22 protein-coding genes are annotated in these 24,835 nt (G+C 67.1%); 13 read left to right on the top strand and 9 right to left on the bottom strand.

The genetic code is table 11. The features are described 5' to 3' along the window. Positions 1 to 44: 44 nt before the first annotated feature. Positions 45 to 980, top strand: coding sequence for a thiamine-phosphate kinase (gene thiL / locus ACNI3R_RS10375; protein ID WP_426182936.1), 936 nt, complete (start codon positions 45 to 47; stop codon positions 978 to 980). Between the two features lie 205 nt (positions 981 to 1,185). After that, complete coding sequence (locus tag ACNI3R_RS10370; protein ID WP_426182933.1) at positions 1,186 to 3,285, top strand: sodium-translocating pyrophosphatase; 2,100 nt, start codon at positions 1,186 to 1,188, stop codon at positions 3,283 to 3,285. Between the two features lie 71 nt (positions 3,286 to 3,356). On the opposite strand, the gene ACNI3R_RS10365 is transcribed toward ACNI3R_RS10370, so the two are convergent. Beyond that, the gene (locus ACNI3R_RS10365; protein WP_426182930.1) at positions 3,357 to 3,611 is read right to left on the bottom strand and encodes a hypothetical protein; all 255 of its coding nucleotides are present in this window, start codon (positions 3,609 to 3,611) and stop codon (positions 3,357 to 3,359) included. Positions 3,612 to 3,706: 95 nt separating this feature from the next. Here ACNI3R_RS10365 and ACNI3R_RS10360 point away from each other — a divergent pair, with 95 nt between their 5' ends. The 6 genes from ACNI3R_RS10360 (at position 3,707) to ACNI3R_RS10335 (ending at position 11,684) form a co-directional block, all read left to right on the top strand. Further along, the gene (locus tag ACNI3R_RS10360) at positions 3,707 to 7,045 is read left to right on the top strand and encodes a glycosyltransferase (RefSeq protein ID WP_426182928.1); all 3,339 of its coding nucleotides are present in this window, start codon (positions 3,707 to 3,709) and stop codon (positions 7,043 to 7,045) included. 97 nt (positions 7,046 to 7,142) lie between these two features. Further along, a complete protein-coding gene (locus ACNI3R_RS10355) occupies positions 7,143 to 7,433 on the top strand; it encodes a hypothetical protein (protein ID WP_426182925.1) in 291 nt (96 codons plus the stop codon). After that, positions 7,430 to 8,839 (top strand): hypothetical protein, encoded by a 1,410-nt coding sequence (locus tag ACNI3R_RS10350; RefSeq protein ID WP_426182923.1) that lies wholly within the window; start codon positions 7,430 to 7,432, stop codon positions 8,837 to 8,839. Before ACNI3R_RS10355 ends, ACNI3R_RS10350 begins: the two co-directional genes overlap by 4 nt. 45 nt (positions 8,840 to 8,884) lie before the next feature. Next, positions 8,885 to 9,676, top strand: coding sequence for an SseB family protein (locus tag ACNI3R_RS10345; RefSeq protein WP_426182921.1), 792 nt, complete (start codon positions 8,885 to 8,887; stop codon positions 9,674 to 9,676). Positions 9,677 to 9,729: 53 nt separating this feature from the next. Then, positions 9,730 to 10,731: a threonine aldolase family protein gene (locus tag ACNI3R_RS10340; RefSeq protein WP_426182919.1), complete on the top strand. Its 1,002-nt coding sequence runs from the start codon at positions 9,730 to 9,732 to the stop codon at positions 10,729 to 10,731. Next, positions 10,728 to 11,684, top strand: coding sequence for a DMT family transporter (locus ACNI3R_RS10335; protein WP_426182917.1), 957 nt, complete (start codon positions 10,728 to 10,730; stop codon positions 11,682 to 11,684). Before ACNI3R_RS10340 ends, ACNI3R_RS10335 begins: the two co-directional genes overlap by 4 nt. Here the strand turns inward: ACNI3R_RS10335 and ACNI3R_RS10330 are convergent. Then, a complete protein-coding gene (locus ACNI3R_RS10330; protein ID WP_426182914.1) occupies positions 11,642 to 12,433 on the bottom strand; it encodes a Rossmann-fold NAD(P)-binding domain-containing protein in 792 nt (263 codons plus the stop codon). The two genes, ACNI3R_RS10335 and ACNI3R_RS10330, sit on opposite strands and share 43 nt — an antisense overlap. Positions 12,434 to 12,505: 72 nt before the next feature. Here ACNI3R_RS10330 and pepN point away from each other — a divergent pair, with 72 nt between their 5' ends. Further along, positions 12,506 to 15,103 (top strand): aminopeptidase N, encoded by a 2,598-nt coding sequence (gene pepN / locus ACNI3R_RS10325; protein WP_426182911.1) that lies wholly within the window; start codon positions 12,506 to 12,508, stop codon positions 15,101 to 15,103. A gap of 33 nt (positions 15,104 to 15,136) precedes the next feature. Here pepN and ACNI3R_RS10320 read toward each other — a convergent pair whose 3' ends face one another. From ACNI3R_RS10320 to ACNI3R_RS10300, 5 genes are all read right to left on the bottom strand, one after another. Next, on the bottom strand, positions 15,137 to 15,700 hold the full coding sequence (locus ACNI3R_RS10320) for a hypothetical protein (protein ID WP_426182908.1): 564 nt from the start codon (positions 15,698 to 15,700) through the stop codon (positions 15,137 to 15,139). A 121-nt stretch (positions 15,701 to 15,821) separates the two neighbouring features. Next, a complete protein-coding gene (gene gmk / locus ACNI3R_RS10315; RefSeq protein ID WP_426182905.1) occupies positions 15,822 to 16,463 on the bottom strand; it encodes a guanylate kinase in 642 nt (213 codons plus the stop codon). A 97-nt stretch (positions 16,464 to 16,560) separates the two neighbouring features. Further along, positions 16,561 to 16,770 (bottom strand): hypothetical protein, encoded by a 210-nt coding sequence (locus ACNI3R_RS10310; RefSeq protein WP_426182902.1) that lies wholly within the window; start codon positions 16,768 to 16,770, stop codon positions 16,561 to 16,563. Between the two features lie 68 nt (positions 16,771 to 16,838). After that, positions 16,839 to 18,233 (bottom strand): class II fumarate hydratase, encoded by a 1,395-nt coding sequence (gene fumC / locus ACNI3R_RS10305; RefSeq protein WP_426182899.1) that lies wholly within the window; start codon positions 18,231 to 18,233, stop codon positions 16,839 to 16,841. 86 nt (positions 18,234 to 18,319) lie between these two features. Beyond that, on the bottom strand, positions 18,320 to 18,802 hold the full coding sequence (locus ACNI3R_RS10300) for an SspB family protein (RefSeq protein WP_426182897.1): 483 nt from the start codon (positions 18,800 to 18,802) through the stop codon (positions 18,320 to 18,322). Between the two features lie 118 nt (positions 18,803 to 18,920). Between ACNI3R_RS10300 and hisB the strand changes: the two genes are divergently transcribed. From hisB to hisF, 4 genes are all read left to right on the top strand, one after another. Further along, positions 18,921 to 19,508, top strand: a complete 588-nt coding sequence (gene hisB, locus ACNI3R_RS10295) for an imidazoleglycerol-phosphate dehydratase HisB (RefSeq protein ID WP_426182894.1) — start codon at positions 18,921 to 18,923, stop codon at positions 19,506 to 19,508. Then, entirely contained in the window at positions 19,477 to 20,124 is a 648-nt protein-coding gene (hisH, locus tag ACNI3R_RS10290) for an imidazole glycerol phosphate synthase subunit HisH (RefSeq protein ID WP_426182891.1), read from the top strand. Before hisB ends, hisH begins: the two co-directional genes overlap by 32 nt. A 130-nt stretch (positions 20,125 to 20,254) precedes the next feature. Then, positions 20,255 to 20,986: a 1-(5-phosphoribosyl)-5-[(5-phosphoribosylamino)methylideneamino]imidazole-4-carboxamide isomerase gene (gene hisA, locus ACNI3R_RS10285; protein WP_426182888.1), complete on the top strand. Its 732-nt coding sequence runs from the start codon at positions 20,255 to 20,257 to the stop codon at positions 20,984 to 20,986. Then, complete coding sequence (gene hisF / locus ACNI3R_RS10280; RefSeq protein WP_426182885.1) at positions 20,983 to 21,744, top strand: imidazole glycerol phosphate synthase subunit HisF; 762 nt, start codon at positions 20,983 to 20,985, stop codon at positions 21,742 to 21,744. The genes hisA and hisF overlap by 4 nt, the downstream gene beginning before the upstream one ends. Before the next feature lie 38 nt (positions 21,745 to 21,782). Here the strand turns inward: hisF and gor are convergent, their stop codons facing one another. Together gor and pgi are read right to left on the bottom strand one after the other, a co-directional pair. Further along, positions 21,783 to 23,129 (bottom strand): glutathione-disulfide reductase, encoded by a 1,347-nt coding sequence (gor, locus tag ACNI3R_RS10275; protein WP_426182882.1) that lies wholly within the window; start codon positions 23,127 to 23,129, stop codon positions 21,783 to 21,785. 114 nt (positions 23,130 to 23,243) lie between these two features. Continuing rightward, a complete protein-coding gene (gene pgi / locus ACNI3R_RS10270) occupies positions 23,244 to 24,749 on the bottom strand; it encodes a glucose-6-phosphate isomerase (protein WP_426182879.1) in 1,506 nt (501 codons plus the stop codon). Positions 24,750 to 24,835: the final 86 nt, after the last annotated feature.

The following is a 24,835-nucleotide window of genomic DNA, read 5'->3' as shown; positions in this document are numbered from 1 at the left end:
CGGGCCTGGCGGCACAGCCGACGAAGGAAGGAAAGAGCCGGGGCATGTCCGACGAACGCCGCCTGATCGACGCGCTCCGCCCTCTTGCCAGCCATCCCGCCGCGCGAGATCTTGCTGACGACGCCGCCGTCCTGCCCGCGCCGTTCGGCCGCGATCTGGTGCTGACCCACGACATGCTGGTCGAAGGCGTCCATTATCTCGCCACCGATCCGCCGGGTGACGTCGCCTGGAAGTTGCTCGCCGTGAATCTCTCCGATCTGGCCGCGAAGGGCGCGGAGCCCCTGGGCGTGCTCATGGGCTATGGTCTGACCGGCAGCAGCGATTGGGATGCGGCCTTCGTCGAAGGGCTCGGCCGGGCGATCGCCCATTTCGAGGTTCCGCTGCTCGGGGGCGATACCGTCGCCCAGCCGGCGGGCTCGGCGCGGGTGCTGGGCCTGACCGCGATCGGCCAGGCACCGCCCGGCGGCAGCCCCGACCGGCGCGGCGCCAGGGCCGGCGATCTGTTATTCGCCACCGGTCCGATCGGCGATGCCGGGCTCGGCCTGCGCATCGCACTGGGCGAGATCGAGGGCCCCCGGCGCCTGCTCAAGGCCTATCGCCTGCCGATGCCGCGCCTCGCCGAGGGGCGGGCGCTGGCGCCGCTCGCCCATGCCATGGCGGACATATCCGACGGGCTGCTGATCGACGCGTCCCGCATCGCGAGCGCCTCCGGCCTCGCGGTCGAGATCGACCTCGACCGGATTCCGTTGTCGCCGGACCTGCGCGGCCTTGGCGAGGACCGCGCGACGCGCCTGTCTGCGGCGACCGCCGGCGATGACTATCAGCTTCTGGCGGCCATCCCCCCCGAGCATCGCGAAGCCGCATCCGCTTACGCCGTCGAGATCGGTCGCTTCACTGCGGGCTCGGGGCTGAGCCTGCGCGACGCTGATGGTCATGTCCCGCTTCCGGCGCGTCTCGGCTTCGAACATCGGGCCGACTGATCTCAGGCTTGTCCTGATCGATTTGCGAATGTGCTTTGCGCAATTGTCATTTCAACAATTGTTTAAAGTCGATCGCCTTCCTGTCTTTGAAAAAGCTGTACTTGCGATGCGCCGACGAGGCAGACATACAAAGCAAGCCAGGTGTCGGGACGAAAAAGGGCAGAAAAGCGCCACCCCGACACTTTGAAGAGCGAAGGGAGTTGGGATGCCTATTAATGAAGTCGCGATCGGCTGCGGGCTGCTCGCCATAGTCTACGGGTTATTCACGAGCCGGCAGGTGCTCGCCGCCTCCGCCGGCAATGAGAAGATGCAGGACATTGCGGCGGCCATTCAGGAGGGGGCGCAGGCCTATCTTGGCCGCCAGTACAGGACCATCGCCATCGTCGGCGTCATCGTCGCAGCGCTGGTTCTCTATTTTCTTGGGCAGATTTCCGCGATCGGCTTCGTGATCGGTGCGCTTCTTTCGGGCGTCGCCGGCTATGTCGGCATGAACATCTCGGTCCGCGCGAACGTCCGCACGGCCGAGGCGGCCCGGACCAGCTTGCAAAGCGGGCTTACCGTGGCCTTCCGCGCCGGCGCCGTGACGGGCGTGCTGGTGGCGGGCCTCGCCTTGCTCGCGATCGCGGTCTTCTACTGGTATCTGACCGGGCCCGGCGGGCTGGCCTCCAACGATCGCATCGTGATCGACGGGCTTGTAGCGCTTGCCTTCGGCGCATCGCTCATCTCGATCTTCGCGCGTCTCGGCGGCGGCATCTTCACCAAGGCCGCCGACGTCGGCGCCGATCTGGTGGGCAAGGTCGAGGCGGGCATTCCCGAGGACGACCCCCGCAATCCTGCGACCATCGCCGACAATGTGGGCGACAATGTCGGCGACTGCGCCGGCATGGCGGCCGATCTGTTCGAAACCTATGTCGTCACCGTCGGCGCGACGATGGTCCTCACCGCGCTTCTCGTCGCGGGCGACGCGATCTGGATCGGCAAGCTGATGTCGCTGCCGCTGCTGATCGGCGGCGTCTGCATCGTCACCTCGATCATCGGCACCTATATGGTGCGGCTGGGGGCCAGCCAGTCGATCATGGGCGCGCTGTACAAGGGGTTCTGGACCACGGCGATCCTGTCGATCCCGGCGATCTATTTCGCGACGGCGCAGGTGCTGGGCGATCTGAACGCCCCGATCGGCGTCGCCGGGACGAGCTTCCCTGCGATCAACCTGTTCTGGTCGGCCCTGGTTGGCCTGGCGGTGACCGGGCTGCTCGTCTGGATCACCGAATATTATACCGGGACCAACTATCGCCCGGTCCGGTCGATCGCCAAGGCGTCCGAAACCGGCCACGGCACGAACGTCATCCAGGGCCTGGCGGTGAGCCTCGAGTCGACCGCGCTGCCGACGCTCGTCATCTGCGTCGGCATCATCGTCGCCTATCAGCTCGCCGGCCTGATCGGCATCGCCTTCGCCGCCACCTCGATGCTGGCGCTGGCCGGCATGGTGGTCGCACTGGACGCCTATGGTCCGGTCACCGACAATGCCGGCGGCATCGCCGAAATGGCGGGCCTCGACGACAGCGTACGCGTCAAGACCGACGCGCTCGATGCGGTCGGCAACACCACCAAGGCGGTCACCAAGGGCTATGCGATCGGATCGGCGGGTCTTGCAGCACTGGTGCTGTTCGGCGCCTACACCACCGACCTCACCCATTATTTCCCCAATCTTGAGGTCAATTTCGGGCTCGGCAATCCCTATGTGATCGTCGGCCTGCTGCTCGGCGCGCTGTTGCCCTATGTCTTCGGCGCCTTCGGCATGACCGCCGTGGGCCGCGCCGCCGGCGCCGTGGTCGAGGAAGTCCGCGCCCAGTTCCGGGAAAATCCCGGCATCATGGCGGGGACGAGCCGGCCCAATTATGCGCGTACGGTCGATCTGGTGACCAAGGCGGCGATCAAGGAAATGATCATCCCGTCGCTGTTGCCGGTGCTGGCCCCGATCGTCGTCTATTTCCTCATCACCCAGGTGGCGGGGCAGGCCAATGGCTTCGCCGCGCTCGGCGCTCTGCTGCTGGGCGTGATCGTCTCGGGCCTGTTCGTCGCCATCTCGATGACCTCGGGTGGTGGCGCCTGGGACAATGCCAAGAAATATATCGAGGACGGCAACCATGGCGGCAAGGGCTCGGAAGCCCATAAGGCGGCCGTCACCGGCGACACGGTCGGCGATCCGTACAAGGATACCGCCGGCCCTGCGGTCAACCCGATGATCAAGATCACCAACATCGTGGCCTTGCTTCTGCTCGCGGCGCTCGCGCACGCGGCCTGAGCTTCGGCCACCAACCAGGCCTAGCCAGCGCTGGCCCGTCCGGAGCGATCCGGGCGGGCCGTTTTTTGCCATCAGTGCGCGGGCGACTGCTTGCGGATCAGATAGCGATAGACCCCGATCAGGTTGATCACGAACAGGACGATGTTCTGCACGCCGATCCCCTCGGCATCGGGCTTGAGAAAGCCCCAGGCGATCAGTGCCAGCGACGATGTGACGAAAATGACGAAGCCGAACCCCGTCCAGCGCCGGCCGAGATCGAGCGAGACGATCAGGGCAGCGATCGCTCCGGCGGCGGCCCCATAATATTGAAGTGCCATCGTCAGCATAGAGAAAGCTTTCTTTCGTCAGAGCGCGGGAGACTTGATCAACCGCCTCCGGACCGCGCCGTTCCGTGGGCGCGCGGGGCTGCGGGGTACTACGGATGCACGAGAAGCCGATCTTCTATGACGCCTCCGGGCGCCGGCGCCGTCGGTTCGCGGCGGCGGTCGTGGCATTCGTTCTGCTTCTCCTGCTCTCGGCGGGTGCCTTTTTCGGTTCGATCGCCAAGGTGACGCCACAGCCGCCGCTGCCCTTCGAACTCGAGCGACCTCAGGCCGCCGCGCCGCGTCCCGGACTGGTGAAGGCGAGCGAGCGCAGGGTGCGTCGCATGTGGCGCGATTTCCGCCATCTCGTCGCCAATGGCGGCGTCCGGACGGTTCCGCCGACCTCCTATGCCTTCCACGCCCCCTGGGACGATGCCTCGACCGCCTCGCTCGCCCGCCATGTCGAGGATATCGACTGGCTGATCCCCGGCTGGATCTCGATCACCGGCCCCGACCACAAGGTGACGAGCTTTCCCGATGCGCGCGGCAAGGCGATCATCAGCCGGGCCCATCATCGCCCCAAGCTGATGCCGATGATCCAGAACGCGCTCGACGGCGGCTGGGATGGTCCGGGGATCGCCGCCCTGCTGCGCGATCCCCAGGCGCGCGCCACCACGCTCGATAGGGTCGCGGCGCTGCTGCGCGCCAATCAGGCGAGCGGAATCTTCTTCGATTTCGAGGAACTGCCCGCCGATGCGCACCCGGCCTATCGCGCCTTTCTCGCCGACGCCCGCCGCCGCCTGCCGGGCATGCAGATCGCCATCGCGGTACCCGTCGCCGATCCGGCCTGGGACCTGAAAACCTATGCCAGGGTCACCGACAAGCTGTTCCTGATGGCCTATGACGAACATTCGTTGCCGGGTGAGCCGGGGCCGATCGCCAGCCGCGCCTGGTTCGCCGATTCGGTCGCGCGCGCGGTGCGTGGCGTGCCCTCCGACCATATCGTCGTGGCACTCGGCTCCTATGCCTATGATTTCGAGAAAGGCGGGGACGTCGTCGCCCATTCGGTCGAGGATGTGTGGCTCGCGGCGCATGATAGCGGCGTGGTCCCCCGCTTCGACCCGGTCAGCGACAACAGCAGCTTCGCCTATGTCGAGCAGGGCAAGCGGCACGATATCTGGATATTGGATGCGGCCGCGATGCACGGGCAGATCGCGACGCTGCGCACCATGGGGCTCAATGCCGTCGCGCTATGGCGGCTGGGGACCGAGGATCCGTCGATCTGGACGATGTTCGGCCATGCCCGCCGCCTGCCCAAGGCCAGGGCGATCGAGACCATCCCCGCCGGCACCAATGTCGACATCGAGGGAACCGGCGAAATCCTGCGGATCGGCGCGACGCCGGTCGAGGGGCACCGGATCGTCTCGACCGACCGATCGGGCACGATCACCGGGGTCCGCTTCGATCGCCTGCCCACGCCCTATCAGATTCAGCGCACCGGCTATCGGCCGGGGCTCGTCGCGCTGACCTTCGACGATGGGCCGGACCCCGCCTGGACGCCGAAGATCCTCGACATATTGAAGGCGGAGAAGGCGCCGGCGACCTTCTTCATCGTCGGCGAAAATGCGCTGACGCAGCGTCCTCTGCTCGAGCGCCTCATCGCCGAGGGGCATGAGGTGGGCAGCCACACCTACACCCACCCCAATCTGGCTCAGGCGACCGCCACCGAGACGGGGCTCGAACTCAACGCCACCCAGCGCCTGTTCCAGGCCTATACCGGACGCTCGCTGCGTCTGTTCCGCGCGCCCTATTTCGGCGATGCGGAGCCGACCACCAGCGACGAGATCGTGCCGGTCGAAGAGGCGCAGCGGCGGGGCTATCTGTCGGTCGGCCTGCATGTCGACCCCGACGACTGGAAAAGGCCCGGGGTCGACGAGATCGTCCAGCGCACCTTGGACGGGGTCGCGGAGGCCAGCCCAGAACGCTCCGCCAACATCGTCCTGCTCCACGATGCCGGCGGCGACCGCGAGCAGACGGTCGAAGCGCTGCCGCGCATTATCGAGGGGCTGAGGGCGCGCGGCTACACTCTGGTCCCCGTCTCGGAACTGGCGGGCCTGCCGCGCGCTGCCGCCAATCCGCCGATCTCGAAGGGCGACCGCACGGCGGCCGAGATCGACCTGGCGCTGTTCAGCCTGCTCGGCTGGGCCGCGATCGCGCTCAAATGGATTTTCCTCGTCGCCATTTCGCTCGGCATCGCCCGGGCGATCCTGTTGTCGGGCCTCGCGCTCGTCCAGGCGCGGCGCGAAGCGCGCACCGTCTTTCCGCCGATCGATCCCGGACGCTTCGTCACCGTGCTGATCCCCGCGTTCAACGAGGAGCGGGTGATCGAACGCTCGGTCCGCCGGGTGCTCGACAGCCGCGACGTCACCGTCGAGGTGATCGTCATCGACGACGGCTCGAAGGACCGGACCAGCGCGGTCGTGACCGAGGCTTTCGCCGACGATCCGCGCGTGCGCCTGCTGACGCTCGAAAATGGCGGCAAGGCACGCGCGCTCAACCGCGCGCTCGATCTCGTGCGCAGCGACATCGTCATTGCGCTCGACGCCGATACGCAGTTCGAGCCGGCGACGATCGCACGGCTTGCCCGCTGGTTCTCCGACGAGCGGCTCGGTGCTGTGGCCGGCAACGCCAAGGTCGGCAACCGGGTGAATCTGATCACGCGCTGGCAGGCGCTCGAATATATCACTGCGCAGAATCTCGAACGCCGCGCGCTGGCTCGCCTGAACGCGATCACCGTCGTTCCGGGCGCGGTCGGCGCCTGGCGCCTCGCCGCGATCCGCGAGGTGGGGGGCTATCCACCCGATACGCTGGCCGAGGATCAGGACCTCACCATCGCGATCCAGCGGGCTGGCTGGGCGGTTCACTATGACCAATATGCCGTGGCCTGGACCGAGGCGCCGGAGAGCGTCCGTGCGCTCGCCAAGCAGCGCTATCGCTGGGCCTATGGCACGCTGCAATGCCTGTGGAAGCACCGGGCGGCGATGCGGGCCGGGCAGCCGCGTGGGCTGGCGCGGATCGGCCTGCCGCAGGCCGTGCTGTTCCAGGTGCTGCTGGCCGCGATCTCGCCGATCATCGATCTGGCGCTCGTCACCAGCCTGGCCGCGACCTGGCTCGACGTCCAGGCGCATGGCTGGGCGCAGGCGAGCACCGATGTGCAGAAAATGCTCGGCTATTGGCTGGTCTTCACGCTGATCGACCTGCTCGCTGCCTTCATCGCCTTCGCGCTCGAACGGCGCGAAAAGTGGCGGCTGCTGTGGCTGCTGATTCCGCAGCGGATCGGCTATCGCCAGATCATGTATTATGTGGTGCTCAAGGCGCTCGCCCAGGCGCTGCGTGGACCGCGGGTGGGATGGGGCAAGCTCGAACGATCGGGTCGGGTCGCCGCCGGCAAAGAGTGAAACATGGCATTGGCAAGCGTCGCGTCGCGCGTCATGCTGCGTTCCGGGAAGGGAGCCGAAATGGCGGCTTTCCGCCGGATGCAGGGAGGAGACGGCCATGGACACGTCGGAAACGCGCAAGCTTCGCGAGACGATCAACCTGCTCGGTCTGCGCGCGCAGGCGACCGTCGCGGGCATGGTCCAGCTGGCGATCGAGCTCCGCCGCGTCGGCGCACTCGACGAGGCCGCGATCGGCCGGATCAAGGATGCGATCTGCGGCGATCTGATGCTGTCCTGTCCGATCAACGTCGACCGGCGCGACTATGAAGCCTCGCTGCGCCGCCGCCTCGACGCGCTCTTCGCGGGCCGCGAGACGGTCGGCGAACAGATGCCGAAACTGCCCGATTGATCGGTCCTGACCCGCTGGCCGACGCAGCCGGGCGTAAGGATTCGGTCGCACTGCTTCTGCTGTCCCTGCTCGGCGCGCTGACGCAGCTGCTGGCTTTTCACTGGGGCGTCATCACCCCCGACAGCGTCGTGCAATATGGCCAGGCGCTAAGCGGCGTCTATGACGACTGGCACCCGCCGATCACAGCCTGGATCTGGCGCCAGCTGCTCCATCTCGGACCGGGCGGCGCGCCCTTCCTGATCATGGATGTCACGCTCTATTGGGCCGCGCTGGGGCTCGTGGCACAGGGGCTGCTTCGGCGGCACGGATGGATGCCCGCCTTCGTAGTGCTCGGTCTCGGCCTTTTGCCCATTGCCTTCGGGCAGGTCGGTGCGATCCTCAAGGATCCCTTCATGGCCTGTCTCCTGCTCGCGGCGACTGCCTTGCTGGTCCACCGTGAATGGGGTGGGCCGGGCTGGTTCCGGCTGCCGGCGCTGCTGCTGATCCTGCTGGCCGGGGCGACCCGGTTCAATGCGCTGTTCGCAGCGCTGCCGCTGATGCTGCTCGCCGCCCCGCGCGGCTGGATTCGTCGTCCCGTCACATATGTAGCAAGCGCTACAGTCGCTGCCGGCCTGCTCGTCGCTGCCAATTGGACGCTCAACGAAGCGATGCTGCGCCCTGGCCATTCGCACCCGATCAACTCGCTGGTCAATTTCGATCTGGCCGGCATCGTCGCCCATGGCGGCCGCAATGGCTGGCCCGGCCTCGCCGATGGAGAGGCCCGCACGCTCGTCGCGCGCTGCTACACGCCCCGGCTCTATGGCATGGCTGACGAGCAGCTGTGTGCGCGGACCGAAGAGATGATCGCCGTTCATGTCGCCACGCGGCACGAAAGCGCCATCGCCGTCTGGCTCCGGGCGATCGCGGCATCGCCCTTCGCCTGGGTTCTGCACCGACTCGACCATCTCAACTGGAACTGGCGCTTTCTGGTGCCGTCCGTACCCGACGATGCCGTCTACATGATGAGCGCGACTAACGAGCTCGGTCTGCGCTTCGTGCCCAACCCGCTGACCAGGGTCGTCGGGGGCGCGGCGCGGATCATGGCGTGGACCCCGCTCGGCCGGCCGGCCACCTGGCTCGCTCTGGCGATCGGGTTGCTGATCATGGCGCCGAAGCTGCCGAGCCGTCGAATCCTCTTCGCGCTTGGCGGGTCGGCGCTGCTCTACGGGCTGGCCTATGCCGTGGTCAGCGTCGCGCCCGACCTGCGCTACAATCTCTGGACGCTGTTCGCGATCATGATCGGCGGTGCGATCGTCTTTGCCGAACGGGCGCACATAGCCGGCGATCGCTGGAAGGTCGCGCTGCTGCCGGCGATCGTGGTGATGAAGCTCGAGGTGATCGCGCTTCTCATCGGCCTGATCGGCTGAACCAAGACGCTTGCGGCGTAGGGCTGCGCCCGCCAAACAGGCGCCATGCTCGACAGATTCTTCCGCAAGCGGGGCGGGGCGCCCGATGCCGGTATCGACCAGGCGGCGCCCGGCGAGGAGATCGTCTTTACGCCCCTCAATGCGATCGAGCGGGCGCTGGTCGCCGCCGTAGTCGATCCCGCCCGTCGCGCTGCGTTCAACCGGCTGCTGATCGATTCGACCCTTTATGCGGCGACCAACGAACTTCCCGCCATGCGCGGCACGCTGCTGATCAATGCCGATGCGCTGATCCAGCTGCGCACCGTTCCCGCACCCGACGGGACGATGGTGCCCGCCATCTTCACCGCGCCCGAACGGCTGGCCGAACGCTTCGGCCGCCTGGCGAGCTTTACCGAGATGCGGGTCGAGCGGCTGTTCGAGCTGGTCTCGGCGGGTGGCGCGATCCTCAACCCCGGCCTGCCGGTCAGCGTCCACTGGACCCGCGACGACATCGCCGCCTTGCTGGGCCGTCCGATCCACCACAGCGCGGTCGACGGGGTGCAGGTCGTACTCGCCAGGCCGCGTGATGCGCCAACTGCTCTGGTCGACGATCTGCGGGCGGCGCTCGCCGCCGATGGCCGGACGGTGGGCGCCTGGCTGGCGCTCGCGCAATGGCCAGGCCGGGCCGAGCCGTCCTGGCTGCTCGACGTGCGGAGCCATGCGGGCCGCGACGAGGTCCGCCGCCTGCTCGAACCCTGTTTCCGCCGGACCGATTTCGGCGGACGCCGTCTCGAACTGATCTTCGGCGATCCTGCCGCCGGGCCGGGCATCGGCCTGGCGCTGCTACCCGCAGGATGAGTCGCTCGTCGCGGCGGCATTGACTTCGCCGGTGCGCCGTTCTCAATCGCGCGATGCGCTTCTTTTCCGATAATGCCGCCCGAGCCTGCCCCGAAGTGATGGCGGCGCTCGACAAAGCCAATAGGGCCGACACCGCCTATGACGGCGACGCCTTCAGCCAGCGGCTCGACGGCGCCTTCTCCGACCTGTTCGGCGCCGATGTCGCGGCCTTGTGGGTTGCCAGCGGGACCGCCGCCAACGGCCTTGCCCTGGCCGCGATGGTCCAGTCGCATCAGTCGGTGCTGTGCCACGAGGAGGCTCATATCCAGGGCGACGAATGCGGCGCGCCGGAATTCTACACCGGCGGCGCGAAGCTGCTGCTGGCCAAGGGCGCGGGCGCGAAGCTCGACGCTGCCACCGTCAGCGCAACGCTCGTCGGCATCCGCTCCGACGTTCACCAGGCACAGCCCGCCGCCATATCGATCACCAACGCGACCGAATATGGGCTCGTCTATCGACCCGAGGATGTCGCGGCTCTCGGCGAAGTTGCGAAGTCGCGAAATCTTGGTTTGCATATGGACGGCGCGCGCTTCGCCAATGCGGTCGCGACGCTCGGCTGCGCCCCGGCGGACATCAGCTGGAAGGCCGGGGTCGACGCGCTCAGCTTCGGCTTCGTCAAAAATGGCGGGATGTTCGCCGAGGCGCTGGTCTTCTTCGATCCGGCGCTCGCCGCAGCGACGCGCTATCGTCGCAAGCGCGCCGGCCATCTGCTGTCGAAGGGGCGATTCGCTGCGGCGCAGATTCTGGCGATGCTCGAGGGCGATGTCTGGCTGCGCAATGCGCGGGCAGCCAATGCGGCCGCCGCGCATATCGCCAATGCCGCCCAGCCGCGCCTGCTCCATCCGGTCGAGGCCAATGAGATTTTCGTGCGGCTGACGCCCGATGAGGCGGCGGCGCTGCGCGGGCAGGGTTTCCAATTCTACGACTGGACGCCTGGCGTCGGCCGCCTCGTGTGCAGCTGGGATCAGCCGGCGGAAGAGGTGGAGGCGCTCGCCCGGGCCATCCGCGCCTTATGAGCGATGGATCGCCCGCTCTGGGGGCGATGTCGCCGCGCGTCATGCTGATCTTCGCGGTGCTGGTGTTGATCTGGGGCTCGACCTGGACGGCGATCCGCTATCAGCTCGGGGTCGAGGCACCCGGCTGGTCGATCGCCTGGCGCTTCGTCTTCGCGTCGCTCGCGATGGGCCTCTATGCAAGGCTGGCGGGCGTATCGCTGCGGCTCGACCGGCGCGACGTGCCGCTGCTGCTGGGCGTCGCGATGACGCAGTTCGTGCTCAACTTCCTGTTCGTCTACAATGCCGAGCGCTTCATCACCTCGGGGCTGGTCGCGATGATCTTCGCGCTGCTGATCGTGCCCAATGCGGTCCTCGGCCGCATCTTTCTGAAACAGCGTGTCGGCGGCGCCTTCTTCATCGGATCGCTGCTCGCCGGACTCGGTATGGCGCTGCTGTTCCGGCACGAAATCGGCCAGGCGGCAGGCGGCGGCTCTACCGTGCTGCTCGGCATCGGCCTCTCGCTGTTCGGCATATTGTCGGCGTCGGTCGGCAATCTGCTCCAGGCGAGCCAGCGTGCGAGCCACCTCCATGCCGCGCAGCTTCTCTTCTGGTCCATGGCGCTCGGCGCGGTCGCCAATATGGTGATCGCGCTGCCGATGTCGGGCCTCCCCAGGATCGACACGCGTCCCGAATATTGGCTGGCGACGCTGTGGCTCGCCTTTGTCGGCTCGGCGCTGACCTTTCCGCTCTACCTGCACGTCATGCGCGCGATCGGCCCGGCGCGGGCCGCTTATTCGAGCGTGCTGATCCCGATCGTGGCGATGCTCTTCTCGACGCTGCTCGAAGGCTATCGCTGGACCGGAACTGCGGTCGCGGGCGCAGTGCTCGCGGGCGTCGGCCTCGTCATCGCGCTGCGGGGCAAGAGCGGCGCTCAGGCGCCTTCGGCGAACAAGGCGGCCAGACCCGCGCGATAATCCGGATAGTGCGGGGCCCAGCCGAGCAGGCGCTTCGCCTTGCCATTGGCGACGCGCCGGTTCTCGGCATAGAAGGCACGCGCCATCGGCGACAGGCCGGCCTGTTCGATCGGCAGCAGCGGGGGCGGGGCGATGCCCAGCAGCGCGCAGGCCGCCTCGACCACCCGATTCTGGCTGACGGGGCGATCGTCGGCGATGTTGTAGATGCCCGGCGGCCCCTGATCGAAGCTTGCCAGCACCGCGCCGACGATGTCGTCGACATGGATGCGGCTGAACACCTGACCGGGAAGATCGACCCGGTGCGCCTGACCCGCACGAACCCGGTCGAGCGGGGAGCGGCCGGGGCCATAGATTCCGGGCAGGCGGAAGATGCGCGCCTGCGGGTGCAGCGCCGCCCATGTCTGGTCCGCCGCCGAACGCGCCGTGCGCCGTCCCTGGCCGACGGGTGCGCTTTCGTCGACCCAGGCCCCCTGCGCGTCGCCATAGACCCCGGTCGAGGAGAGATAGCCGATCCAGGCTGCATCCGCGCCACCAAGGGCATCGGCATAGCGGTCGAGCACCGGCTCGCCATCGCCCTCCGGCGGGACCGAGGACAGGATATGCGTCGCGCGCCCGATCGCTGCGGCGACGCCGTCGCCATCGGTCAGACGCGCGCGGCCGATCCGGTCGACCGCGAAGCCACGCGACTCGGCGGCCGCCGCGATGCGCGATGCGGTGTAGCCGGGACCGAAGATGAGAAGCCTTGCCATGGCATCGATCTAGCGCGTGACGATGCCCTCGCCACCATTGTTTGTCGCCTTCGGCGGGATTAGACCAAGGCCATGCTCGACGCCCAATCTGCCGCCGCCGCCCCGTCCGCCATCCGCCGCGAGGACTATCGTCGCCCCGACTGGCTGGTGCCCGATGTCCGGCTCGACTTCCGGCTGGATCCTGCAAAGACGGTGGTCACCGGTCGCCTGAGCGTGACGCGCAATGGAAAGCATGGCCACCCGCTGCGCCTGAATGGCGACGGGCTGACCCCGCTGACGGTTCTGATCGACGGCGAAGCACAGGCCGATGCCTGGCGGATGGACGGCCCCGACCTGCTCATCGACCTTCCCGGCGACAGCCATGTCGTCGAGACTCATGTCGAAATCGCGCCGGAGGCCAATTCTCAGCTGATGGGGCTTTATGCCTCGGGCGGCAATCTGTGCACCCAGTGCGAGCCCGAGGGCTTTCGCCGGGTGATCTTCGCGGTCGACCGCCCCGACGTGCTCAGCCGCTATGTCGTTCGGCTCGAAGCCGATCGCGAGCGCTTTCCGGTGCTGCTGTCCAATGGCGACCTGACCGACAGCGGATCGCTCGACGGCGGGCGCCATTTCGCCGAATGGACCGATCCCTTCCCCAAGCCCAGCTATCTGTTCGCGCTGGTCGCGGCGAACCTCGCCGCCAATATCGACAGCTTCACGACGCGCAGCGGGCGCGAGGTGAAGCTCGCCATCTGGGTGGTCGAGAGCGATCTGCCCAAGACCGAACATGCGATGGAGGCGCTCAAGGCGTCGATGGCCTGGGACGAGAAGGTCTATGGCCGCGAATATGATCTGGGCGAATTCAACATCGTCGCCGTGTCCGATTTCAACTTCGGCGCGATGGAGAATAAGAGCCTCAACATCTTCAATTCGCGCTACATCCTCGCCGACCCGGAAACCGCGACCGACATCGACTATGACGGCGTGTCGGGGGTGGTCGCGCACGAATATTTCCACAACTGGTCGGGCAACCGCGTCACCTGTCGCGACTGGTTCCAGCTGTCGCTGAAGGAAGGCTTCACCGTCTTTCGCGACCAGAGCTTTACGGCAGATCAGGGATCGGCGGCGGTCAAGCGGATCGAGGATGTCCGCCTGCTCCGCGCGGTGCAGTTTCCCGAGGATGCCGGGCCGCTCGCCCATCCGATCCGTCCGGAAAGCTATATCGAGATCTCGAACTTCTACACGGCGACCGTCTACAACAAGGGCGCCGAGATCATCCGCATGCTCCACACCATGTTGGGGCCGCAGAAATTCCGCGCGGGCGCCGATCTCTATTTCTCGCGCCATGACGGCACGGCAGCGACCTGCGAGGATTTCGTGCTGGCGATGGAGGATGCCAGCGGCGTCGATCTGACCCAGTTCCGCCTCTGGTATGCGCAGGCCGGCACGCCGCGCGTCCGCGCCAGGCTGAGCCACGAACCGGCCGGTGGCCGCGCGCTGCTGACGCTCGAACAGTCGGTTCCGCCGACGCCCGGCCAGCCCGACAAACAGCCCATGCCGATTCCGCTGCGCATCGCCCTGTTCTGCGAGCGGTCGCAGCGCAAGTTCGAGGAGGAGCGGCTGGTCGTCGTCGATGGCGAGCGGCACGAGATATTGTTCGAGGGCATAGGTGAGCGCCCGATCCTGTCGATCAACCGCGGCTTCTCCGCCCCGGTCGTGATCGAGTCCGATCGCTCGGCGGCCGATCTGGCCTTCCTGTCGGCGCATGACGACGATCCGTTCGCCCGCTACGAGGCGATGCAGCAACTGATGCTCGACACGCTGGTGTCGGCGGTGGCGACCGGCACGGCCGATCACGGCCCGGTGATCGATGCCGTCCGCAACACGCTGACCGATCCGGCGCTCGATGCGGCCTTCATCGGCGAAGCTATGCTGCTGCCGTCCGAATCCTTTATCGGCGACCAGATGCCGATGGTCGATCCGGTGGCGATCCATCGCGCCCGCGAAGCGCTGCGCCATGCGCTCGGCAGCGAACTCGAGGAGGCGTGGCGCGATGCCTATGCGCGATCTCGCGCCGACCGGTTCGAGCTGACCCCGCAGGCAAAGGGTGCGCGCCGCCTGCGCACGATCGCGCTTGGCTTCATCATGGCGAGCGGGGCGGAGGACGCGCCGGGGCTCGCGCTGGCGCAGTTCCGCGATGCGACCAACATGACCGACCGCCAGGGCGCCTTCGGCGTGCTGGCGAACAGCATGGCGCCCGAACGCGACGTCGTGGTCGAGGCCTTTTACGAGCGCTTCCGCGACAATGGGCTGGTGCTCGACAAATGGTTCTCGACCCAGGCCTTCTCGATCCGTCCCGACACGCTCGATCGCGTCGAACAGCTGTCGCGCCATCCGGACTTCACGCTGACCAACCCGAACCGGCTCCGTTCGCTGGTCGGGGCGATGTCAGGCAATCAGCTGATCTTCCACGACGAAAGCGGACGCGCCTATCGCTTTCTCGCGGACATGCTGCTGAAAGTCGACGCGCTCAACCCGCAGACCGCTGCGAAGCTCGTCCCCCCGCTCGGGCGGTGGCGACGCTTCGACGAGAAGCGCGCTGCACTCATGCGCGCCGAACTGCAGCGGCTGGTCGATTCGCCAGGTCTGTCGAAGGACATGTTCGAGCAGGTGTCGAAGAGCCTCGCCTGAGGCTTGCCGGGAGCGGCTTCCCGCTCCCGCGCGTCAGCTCTGGATACCGCCGCGCGGCAGGAACCAGCGCGCGATGATCAGGCCTGCGACCGACAGACCGATGAAGTCGGCGAAGAACATGTAGATCCAGTAGCCATAGCCATAATGGTTGAACACCGGCTGGCCGATGTCGATGTAGAGGGCGGCGGCAAGCGCGAAGCCGATCGCGATCCGCGCGCGGCTCAGGAAGTCGGGAATTCGTGCACCGGCTGCCCCCAGCGCGAATGCCAGCACCAGTCCGGTGAGGATCGTGAGGAGGAATCCGGTGCCGAGCGACCCGGTGTCGACGATGGGAAAGCCCCCCATATTGAAATGAACCGTCGCGACCGGCCCGCGTGCATAGAGCAGATCGCCCGCCGCAGTCCCGGTTGTGGGGACCAGATAGGTGCCCGTGCCACTCCCCGTCAGCGCCTCTGCCATGGCCTGGTGCAGTGCCGACGTCTGCGGTTCTTCGAGCCGGTTATAGGCCAGCCGCGCGAGCGGCGTACCCCAGAAGAGAAAGCCGATCAGATACAGCGCAACGCCGCCGAACACGCCGCCGAACAAGGTTTTGGCCATTCCGGACCCTCCAACGATAGGTGCGACACGCTATGACAGCCTGTCGAACGTACAAACGGGAAGTCGTCGGAGCGTTGCATTTGGCAACCGGACGGATGCCAACAGGCCTCTGTGGCTGGGATCAGGCGACCGGAGTGGTCAATTTGCGGATGAAACCGATCAGGCCCGTCTGCCGGTGGCGCTTCAGTCGCTCGGCTTCTAGGATGTGCTGGACCTCGCCGAAGCAGCGATCGATGTCGTCGTTGAGCAGCACATAGTCATAGCCATCCCAGTGGCTGACTTCGGCGGCCGCGCGCTGCATGCGTCCGGTGATGACCTCTTCGCTGTCGGTCCCGCGCGTGCGCAGGCGGTTTTCCAGCTCGGGCATCGACGGCGGCAGGATGAAGACGCGGACGACGTCGCCGCCGCAGGTCTGATAGAGTTGCTGCGCGCCCTGCCAGTCGATGTCGAACAGCACGTCGAGCCCGGAGCTCAGCATCTCCTCGATCGGCTTGGCGGGACTGCCATAACGATGGTTGAAGACATGTGCCCATTCGAGAAACTGGTGGTCGGCCACCATTTCGCGAAAATGCTCCAGGTCGACGAAATGATAATCGACACCGTCGACTTCGCCGGGACGCATTGGTCGGGTCGTCGCGGACACCGACATCTTCAGGTTGGAATCGGATGCCAGAAGGCGGCGGGCGATCGTGGACTTGCCTGCTCCCGACGGGGAGGAGAGGATGAACAGGACGCCGCGGCGCTTGAACGAACTATGGGCCATGGCGGCACTTGCCCCGCCATGGCCCGACTCGTCAACGTCGGAATCGCCATGAACCCGCCAAGGCAATGCCGCCAGGCGGTGGCGAGGGGGTAAGGTGTCAGGGGCGCGGGGCGCCCGTACGGCCCGCCTTGCGCTTGTCGAACGCCTTCTTGGCGACATAGGCGCCGCCCAGCAGCAGGCCCAGCGGTCCCGCGCGACGGATCGCGCCGGCCGCGACGGCGCCGATCACCGCGCCCTTGACGCCGCCCCGGCCGTCGCGCTTGTCGATCTTGCTGCCGATGAACGCACCCAAAAGCTTGCCGAGCATATCTGTCTCCTTATTTGGTCGGCGGGGAATCGCCCGACCGGGGTAGAAAGTTCCGGTGGCAGGACGAATCACCGCCCGACCATCGCCTCGGGGCGCACGATGTGGTCGAAGCGCGCCTCGTCGATCAGGCCGAGCGCGAGCCCCGCTTCCCTGAGCGTCATGCCGTGATGATGCGCATGCTTGGCGATTGTCGCGGCATTGTCATAGCCGATCTCGGGTGCCAGCGCTGTCACCAGCATCAGCGAGCGGCCGACGAGATCGGCGATCCGGGCGCGATCGGGCTCCAGCCCGTCGAGCGTGCGTTCGGTGAAGCTCAGCATGCCGGTGGCGAGCAGGGCGATCGACCGCAACACGCCTGCTCCGATCAGCGGTTTGAACACATTGAGTTCGAGATGCCCCTGCAGCCCGCCGACGGTCACCGCCTGATGGTTGCCGATCACCTGCGCCGCGACCATCGTCAGCATCTCGCACTGCGTCGGGTTGACCTTGCCCGGCATGATCGAACTGCCCGGTTCGTTCTCGGGCAGGATCAGTTCGCCCAGGCCCGATCGCGGTCCCGATCCCAGCAGGCGGATGTCGTTGGCGATCTTCGTCAGCGAGACCGCCAGCGTCGCCAGCGCGGCCGACAGATGTACCAGCGCATCATTCGAAGCGAGCGCCTCGAACTTGTTGGGCGCGGTAACGAAGGGAATGCCGGTCAGCTGTGCGATCTCCGCCGCCATATCCTCGGCAAAGCCCGGCGCGGCATTCAGGCCGGTGCCGACGGCGGTACCGCCCTGCGCGAGCTTGACGATCCCGCCGTTGACCGCTCCCTCCAGCCTGCGCCGGGCGGCGATCAGCTGCGCCACATAGCCCGAAAATTCCTGCCCCAGCGTCAGCGGGGTTGCGTCCTGCAAATGGGTGCGGCCGATCTTGACGATGTCGTCCCACGCCTCGACCTTGGCGATCAGCGCCGTCTCCATCCGGTCGAGCGCCGGATAGAGATCGCGCTGCACGGCGATCGCCGCCGCCACGTGCAACGCCGTCGGGAAGCTGTCGTTCGACGACTGGCCCATATTCACATGGTCGTTCGGATGAACGGGTGCCTTGCCGCCGCGCGTGCCGGTGAGGATCTCGTTGGCGCGGCCCGCGATAACCTCGTTGACGTTCATGTTGCTCTGGGTGCCCGATCCGGTCTGCCAGATGACGAGCGGGAAATGCTCGTCGAGACGGCCGTCGATCACCTCGCCGGCGGCCTGGTCGATCGCATCGGCGAGGGCGGGATCGAGGCCGTGCCGCCGGTTGATCCGCGCCGCCGCACGCTTCACGATCGCCAGCGCATGGACGATGCCGATCGGCATGCGTTCTTCGGGACCGAAGGGGAAATTCTCGATCGATCGCTGGGTCTGCGCGCCCCAATAGGCATGGGCCGGAACCTCGATCGGCCCGAAACTGTCGCTCTCGGTACGGCTGTCGCTCGTCATGTCGTCCTCCGGGCCTGGAGGAGATTTGGGGGCGGCGCCTGGGATCGGCAATAGCCGCGAGGGCCGGTGCCAGTAGCCGCGCGCGACTATTTCTTGCGGGTAAAGTCGACCGAGACGACGTTGGAGCCGTCCTCGACGGGTTCGATCGGCGAGTCGTTGCCGGCCGAGCTGTGCTCGGTGTCTTCCTCGGCGTCGTCGGCCTGGGCCTGGAACTGCAGCGCGAAATTGACCGCCGGGTCGACGAAGCCGGTGACCGCCGCGAACGGAATGATCAGCTTGGCCGGAACCTGGTTGAAGGACAGGCCGACCTCGAACCCGTCGGGCTTAACGCGGAGCTCCCAGAAGCGGTTCTGGATGACGATCGTCATCTCGTCCGGGAAACGCTCGACCAGATGGCGGGGGATGTCGACGCCCGCGCCCTGGGTCTTGAAGGTGATGTAGAAGTGATGCTCGCCCGGCAGCCCGCCGGCCGCCTCGACCTCGCCCAGCACGCGTCCGACGACGGCGCGAAGCGCCTCCTGGACGATCTCGTCATATGGAATCAGGCTGTCGGGCGCTTGGTCGCTCATGGCGCTTTGGTGGACGTGCGAAAGCGCCGGGTCAAGTCGTGCGTTGCAGCGCGGCGCAACCTCGCTATAGCGGCGCGCATTGCTGTGGAACTTTTGCCACAGAGCAGAGGGATGGGCCATGCGGACCGCATCGATCGTGCGAAAGACCAGCGAAACCGACATTTCGGTCGAGCTGAACCTGGACGGGACCGGCAGCTATGACGTGTCGACCGGCATCGGTTTTTTCGATCACATGCTCGAACAGCTGTCGCGCCATTCGCTGATCGACCTCAAGGTCCGGATCGCCGGCGACCTGCACATAGACCAGCATCACACGACCGAGGATTGCGGCATCGCGATCGGCGAGGCGCTCGCCAAGGCGCTCGGCGACAAGAAGGGGATCACCCGCTACGGCCATGCCTATGCGCCGATGGACGAGACGCTGACCCGCGTTGCGCTCGACATTTCCGGGCGCCCCTATCTGGTGTGGAAGGTCGCACTGGCGGGGCCGCGCCTCGGCGAGTGGGACACCGAGCTGATCGAGCACTGGTTCCACAGCTTTTCGCAGGCGGCGGGTCTGACGCTGCATGTCGAGACGCTCTATGGCAGCAACCAGCATCATATCGTCGAGAGCTGCTACAAGGGCCTGGCGCGCGCGTTGCGTACCGCCGTCGAGATCGATCCGCGCAAGGCCGATGCCATCCCGTCGACCAAGGGGATGCTCTGAGGTGCCGGAGACGATCGCGCTGATCGACTATGGCGCCGGCAATCTCCGTTCGGTCGACAATGCGCTGAAGGCCGCCGGCGGAAGCCCGACCGTGACCGCCGACCCGGACGTTGTCGCCAAGGCCGACCGGATCGTGCTGCCGGGCGTCGGCGCCTTCGCGGCGTGCATGGCGGGCCTTTCGGCGGTTCCCGGCCTGATCGAGGCGATGGAGCAGGCGGTGCGGGGGCGGGGCGTGCCTTTTCTGGGCGTGTGCGTCGGCATGCAGCTGCTCGCCGATGCAGGGCATGAACATGGTCGGACGCCGGGGCTCGGCTGGATCGGCGGCGATGTGCGCCTGCTGACCCCGGGGCCAGCTCATAAGGTGCCCCATATGGGCTGGAACGACGTGCTTCCGACCGGCGATCACCCGCTGATCCAGCGCGGCGAAGCCTATTATCTGCACAGCTATGCATTCGACGTCGCCGATCCGGCGGCGCGGCTGGCGACGACCGATCATGGCGGCGCGGTCACCGGCGCGGTCGGGCGGGCGAACATCGTCGGGGTCCAGTTCCATCCGGAGAAGAGCCAGGCTTATGGCCTGTCCTTCCTCGAGCGCTTCCTCGCATGGAAGCCATGATCGACCCGTTCACGATCCTCCCCGGCACGGGGAGGGGGACCATCCGCAGGATGGTGGAGGGGAGAGGCGGCGTAGACCCCTCCACCATGCTTTGCATGGTCCCCCTCCCCTTCAGGGAGGATTGAAGAATATGAGCATCATCGTCTTTCCCGCCATCGATCTGAAGGGCGGCCAGGTCGTCCGTCTGGCCGAAGGGGACATGGACCGGGCCACCATCTATGGCGACGACCCCGCCGCCCAGGCGCGCAGCTTCGCCGAGGCCGGGGCCGAATGGCTTCACGTCGTCGATCTCGACGGCGCCTTTGCCGGTCGTGCGGTCAATGCCGAGGCCGTCGAGGCGATCATTCGCGCCTTTCCGGGCAAGGTCGAACTCGGCGGGGGCATTCGTGACCGCGCCGGGATCGACCGCTGGCTGGAGCTGGGCGTCGAACGCGTCATCATCGGCACGGCGGCGCTGCAGAATCCCGATCTGGTGCGCGAGGCGGCGAAGGCTCTGCCCGGGCGCATCGTCGTCGGCGTCGACGCGCGCGACGGCTTCGTCGCGACCCATGGCTGGGCCGAAGTGTCGACCGTCAGCATCACCGACTTGGCCGACCGCTTCGCCGATGCCGGGGTCGCTTCGCTTCTGTTCACCGATGTCGGTCGCGATGGGCTGCTCAAGGGCTGCAATGTCGAGGCGACGGTCGCGCTCGCTCGCCACGCCAGCATCCCGGTCATCGCCAGCGGCGGTGTGGCCAGCATCGCCGACATCGAGGCGCTGGTGCCCCATGCAGCCGACGGCATCGAAGGGGTGATCTCCGGCCGTGCGCTCTACGACGGCCGGCTCGATCTGGCCGAGGCGCTGCGGGTGGCGCGCGGATGAGCGTCCGCGTCCGTGTCATCCCCTGCCTCGACGTGGCCGGCGGGCGCGTCGTGAAGGGCGTCAATTTCGTCGACCTCGCCGATGCTGGCGATCCGGTCGAACAGGCGCGCGTCTATGATGCGGCCGGCGCGGACGAGCTCTGCTTCCTCGACATCACCGCCAGCCATGAAGGGCGCGGCACGATCCTCGACGTCGTCGCGCGCACCGCGGCGGTCTGCTTCATGCCGCTGACCGTCGGCGGCGGGGTGCGCAGCGCCGACGATGCCCGCGCGCTTCTGCTGGCCGGCGCCGACAAGGTCGCGGTCAATTCGGCGGCGGTCGCCCGGCCCGAGCTGTGCGCCGACATGGCCGAGCGCTTCGGCGCGCAATGCGTGGTCGGCGCGGTCGATGCCCGCAATGTCGGCCCCGGCAAATGGGAAATCTACACCCATGGCGGGCGCAAGCCGACCGGCATCGATGCGGTCGAACATGCCAGGCGCCTCGCCTCGCTGGGCGCGGGCGAGATATTGCTCACCTCGATGGACCGCGACGGCACCCGCGATGGCTATGACCTCGCGCTGACCCGTGCGATTGCCGATTCGGTGCCGGTGCCGGTGATCGCCAGCGGCGGCGTCGGCAATCTCGACCATCTGGTCGAAGGCGTTACGAAGGGGGGCGCCAGCGCGGTGCTCGCCGCCTCGATCTTCCACTTCGGCCAGCACAGCGTCGCCGAAGCGCACGCCGCCTTGCGCGCGGCGGGGCTTCCCGTCCGCGCCTGAGGCGTGAAGCGGCGGCCGGTCGACACCGGCCGCGCGGCTCACTTCATCAGGACGAGTTCCTCGGCCATCGACGGGTGCAGCGCGACGGTCTGGTCGAACTGCGCCTTGGTCAGGCCCGCGCGCACGGCGATCGCCGCCGCCTGCAGGATTTCGGGCGCATCGGGGCTGATCATGTGGACGCCGAGCACCACGTCGGTTTCCGGGTGCACGACCAGCTTGTACAGCGACCGCTCGTTGCGACCGGCCAGCACGTTGCGCATCGGCCGGAAGTCCGAGGTGAAGATCTTGACCGTGCCGTGCTGCTCGCGCGCCTGCCGCTCGGTCAGGCCCACGCCAGCCATGGGCGGGCTGCTGAACACCGCATTGGGGATCATCTGATAATCGACGCGGTGCGGCTTGCCGCCGAACAGCGTGTCGGCAAAGGCCTGCCCCTCGCGGATCGCCACGGGGGTCAACTGTACCCGGTCGGTCACATCGCCGACCGCATAGATGGACGGAACGGTCGAGCGGTTGTCCTCGTCGACGACGATCGCGCCCTTCTCGTTCAGCTCGACGCCGGCCGCCTCCAGGCCCAGCCCGTCCGTCTTCGGCTTGCGGCCGATCGCGAACAGCAGCAGGTCGGTGTCGCAGCGCTCATGGTCCTTGAAATGGACGCAGAGCGACCCGTCCTCGGCCTTTTCGACCTTCTCGAAGGCGGCGTTGAAAACGAACTCGATGCCCTTCTGGGTCGAGATCTGGAGCAGCCGGTCGCGGATCTGCTCGTCATAGCCGCGCAAGATCTGGTCGGAGCGGTTGACGACGGTCACCTTGCTGCCGAGGCCGTGGAAGATGCCGGCGAACTCATTGGCGATATAGCCGGCACCCGCGATGACGACGCGCTTGGGCAGTTCGTCGATGTAGAACACCTCGTTCGAGGTGATGCCATGTTCCGCGCCGGGCACGTCGGGGACGACCGGCCAGGCGCCGGTCGCGATCAGGATGATCTTCGCGCTGATCCTGCGCCCGCTCGCCAGCGTGACTTCGTTCGGGCCGCTGACGGTTGCGCGCTCGCGGAACAGCTCGACCTTGTTGTTGTCGAGCGTGTTCTCGTAAAGCCCCTCGAGCCGGTCGACGTCGGCGTTGATATTGTCGCGCAGCGTCTTCCAGTCGAAGCGCGTCTCGCCCAGTTCCCAGCCGAAGCGCGCGGCATCATGCAGGTCCTCCGCATAATGCGCGCCATAGACCAGCATCTTCTTGGGCACGCAGCCGCGGATCACGCAGGTCCCGCCGACGCGATGCTCCTCGGCCACCGCCACGCGAGCGCCATGCGCCGCCGCGACGCGCGAAGCCCGCACCCCGCCGGAGCCGGCACCGATCACGAACAGGTCATAGTCGAACTCGGCCATCGGCCAGGGATCCTTTCGAATGAGATGCCGCCGATATGGCGATGGCCGGTCGATCGCGCAAACCGATCATGCTGATGACAGTGATCGACCGGCTGATCCGCGCGACGCGGGCCCTCAGCCGAGCGCGCGGGCGATCAGGGCGCGGGTCGACGGATCGAAATTTGCCGTTCCCTCACTCTCGATCGACTTCGCGATCTCCTTGCCCAGCTCGACCCCGAACTGGTCGAACGGGTTGATCCCCAGCAGCACGGCGTTGGCGAAGGTGCGCTGTTCGTAAAAGGCGAGCAGCGCACCGAGACGCGCCGGATCGACGCGGTCGAGCAGGATCGTGCTTGAAGGACGATCGCCGGAATAGGCGCGCGCCGGGTCGGCATCATTGGCGCGCCCGGCCATCAGCGCCGCGCCCTGGGCGAAGCAGTTGACCAGCAGGGTGCGATGATGCGCTTCATCCAACGCATGATCGGGCTCGATCGCGGCGACGAACTCGACGGGGACGAGCCGCGTGCCCTGATGGAGCAGCTGGAACACCGCGTGCTGCGCGTCGGTGCCGACACCGCCCCAGGTGATCGCGGCGGTGGGCTGGTCGACGGGCGACCCGTCGGCCTTCACGCTCTTGCCGTTCGATTCCATCTCCAGCTGCTGAAGATAGGAAGGCAGCAGCCGCAGCCGCTCGTCATAGGCGAAGGTGGCGCGCGTCTCGGCGCCGCGCACGACCGAATAATATTGGTCGCTGAAGGCCGCGAGCAGCGGCGCGTTGCGTTCGGGCGGGGCAAGGCGGAAATGGCGGTCCATCGCTGCCGCTCCCTCCAGCAGCCTCTCGAACGCATCCCAGCCGAGGCCGAGCGCTGCCGGGAAGCCGATCGACGACCACAGCGAATAGCGCCCGCCGACGCTTTCGGAGAAGGGCAGGATGCGCGTTTCGTCGACGCCCCATTCGACCGCCTTGTCGGGTGCGGCGGTCAGCGCGATCACACGCGAATAGGGATCCTCGACATTGTCCTCCTCCATCCAGGACAGGACGCTGCGCGCGTTGAGCATCGTCTCGGTCGTGGTGAAGGTCTTGGAAGCGACGACCAGCAGCGTCGCCTGGGGATCGAAGCGGCGGAACACCTCGTCGAGCGCGGCGCCATCGACATTGGAGACGACCGCCACGTCATAGCGGTCGGCGTCGCGGCCCAGCGCATCCATCAGCAGATCGGGGCCCAGCGCCGAACCGCCGATGCCGACATGCAGGATGTGGCGCACCGGACCGAACAGCTCGGCCTCGATCGCGTCGATCAGACCGCGCATCCGGGCATGGAGTTGGGCGGCGCGCGCGACGCTTTCGGGCGCGCCCTGACCGCGCTCGGCGCTATGTTCCGCGGCCCGCCCTTCGGTGACGTTGACCGCCTCGCCTGCGAACAGCGCATCGCGCTTGGCCGCAAAGCCGCTTGCCTCCGAAAGGGCGACGAAGCGGTCGATCAGCTGTTTCGAAAGATGCGTCTTGGAGAAATCGAACAGGATCCCGCTTTCCTCGACCGTCAGCCGGGTGAGTCGGTCGGGTTCAGCCGCGAACAGGTCAGCCAGCGTCGGGACCGTCGTGGCCGCGACCTCCGCCCAGGCCGAGCGTGTATCCGTCATGTCGAATCTCCATATTGCGGTGCGGCAACTGACGCTTTCCTCAGGAAAACTACAAGGGCGTTACCAATTGTTCACCATTTTCACCG

Origin of the sequence: Rhizorhabdus antheiae, from assembly GCF_049889055.1 — a bacterium.
Taxonomy (GTDB): Bacteria; Pseudomonadota; Alphaproteobacteria; order Sphingomonadales; family Sphingomonadaceae; genus Rhizorhabdus.
The sequence above is the reverse complement of the archived record's forward strand: the minus strand, read 5'-3'. Positions and strand labels throughout refer to the sequence as shown.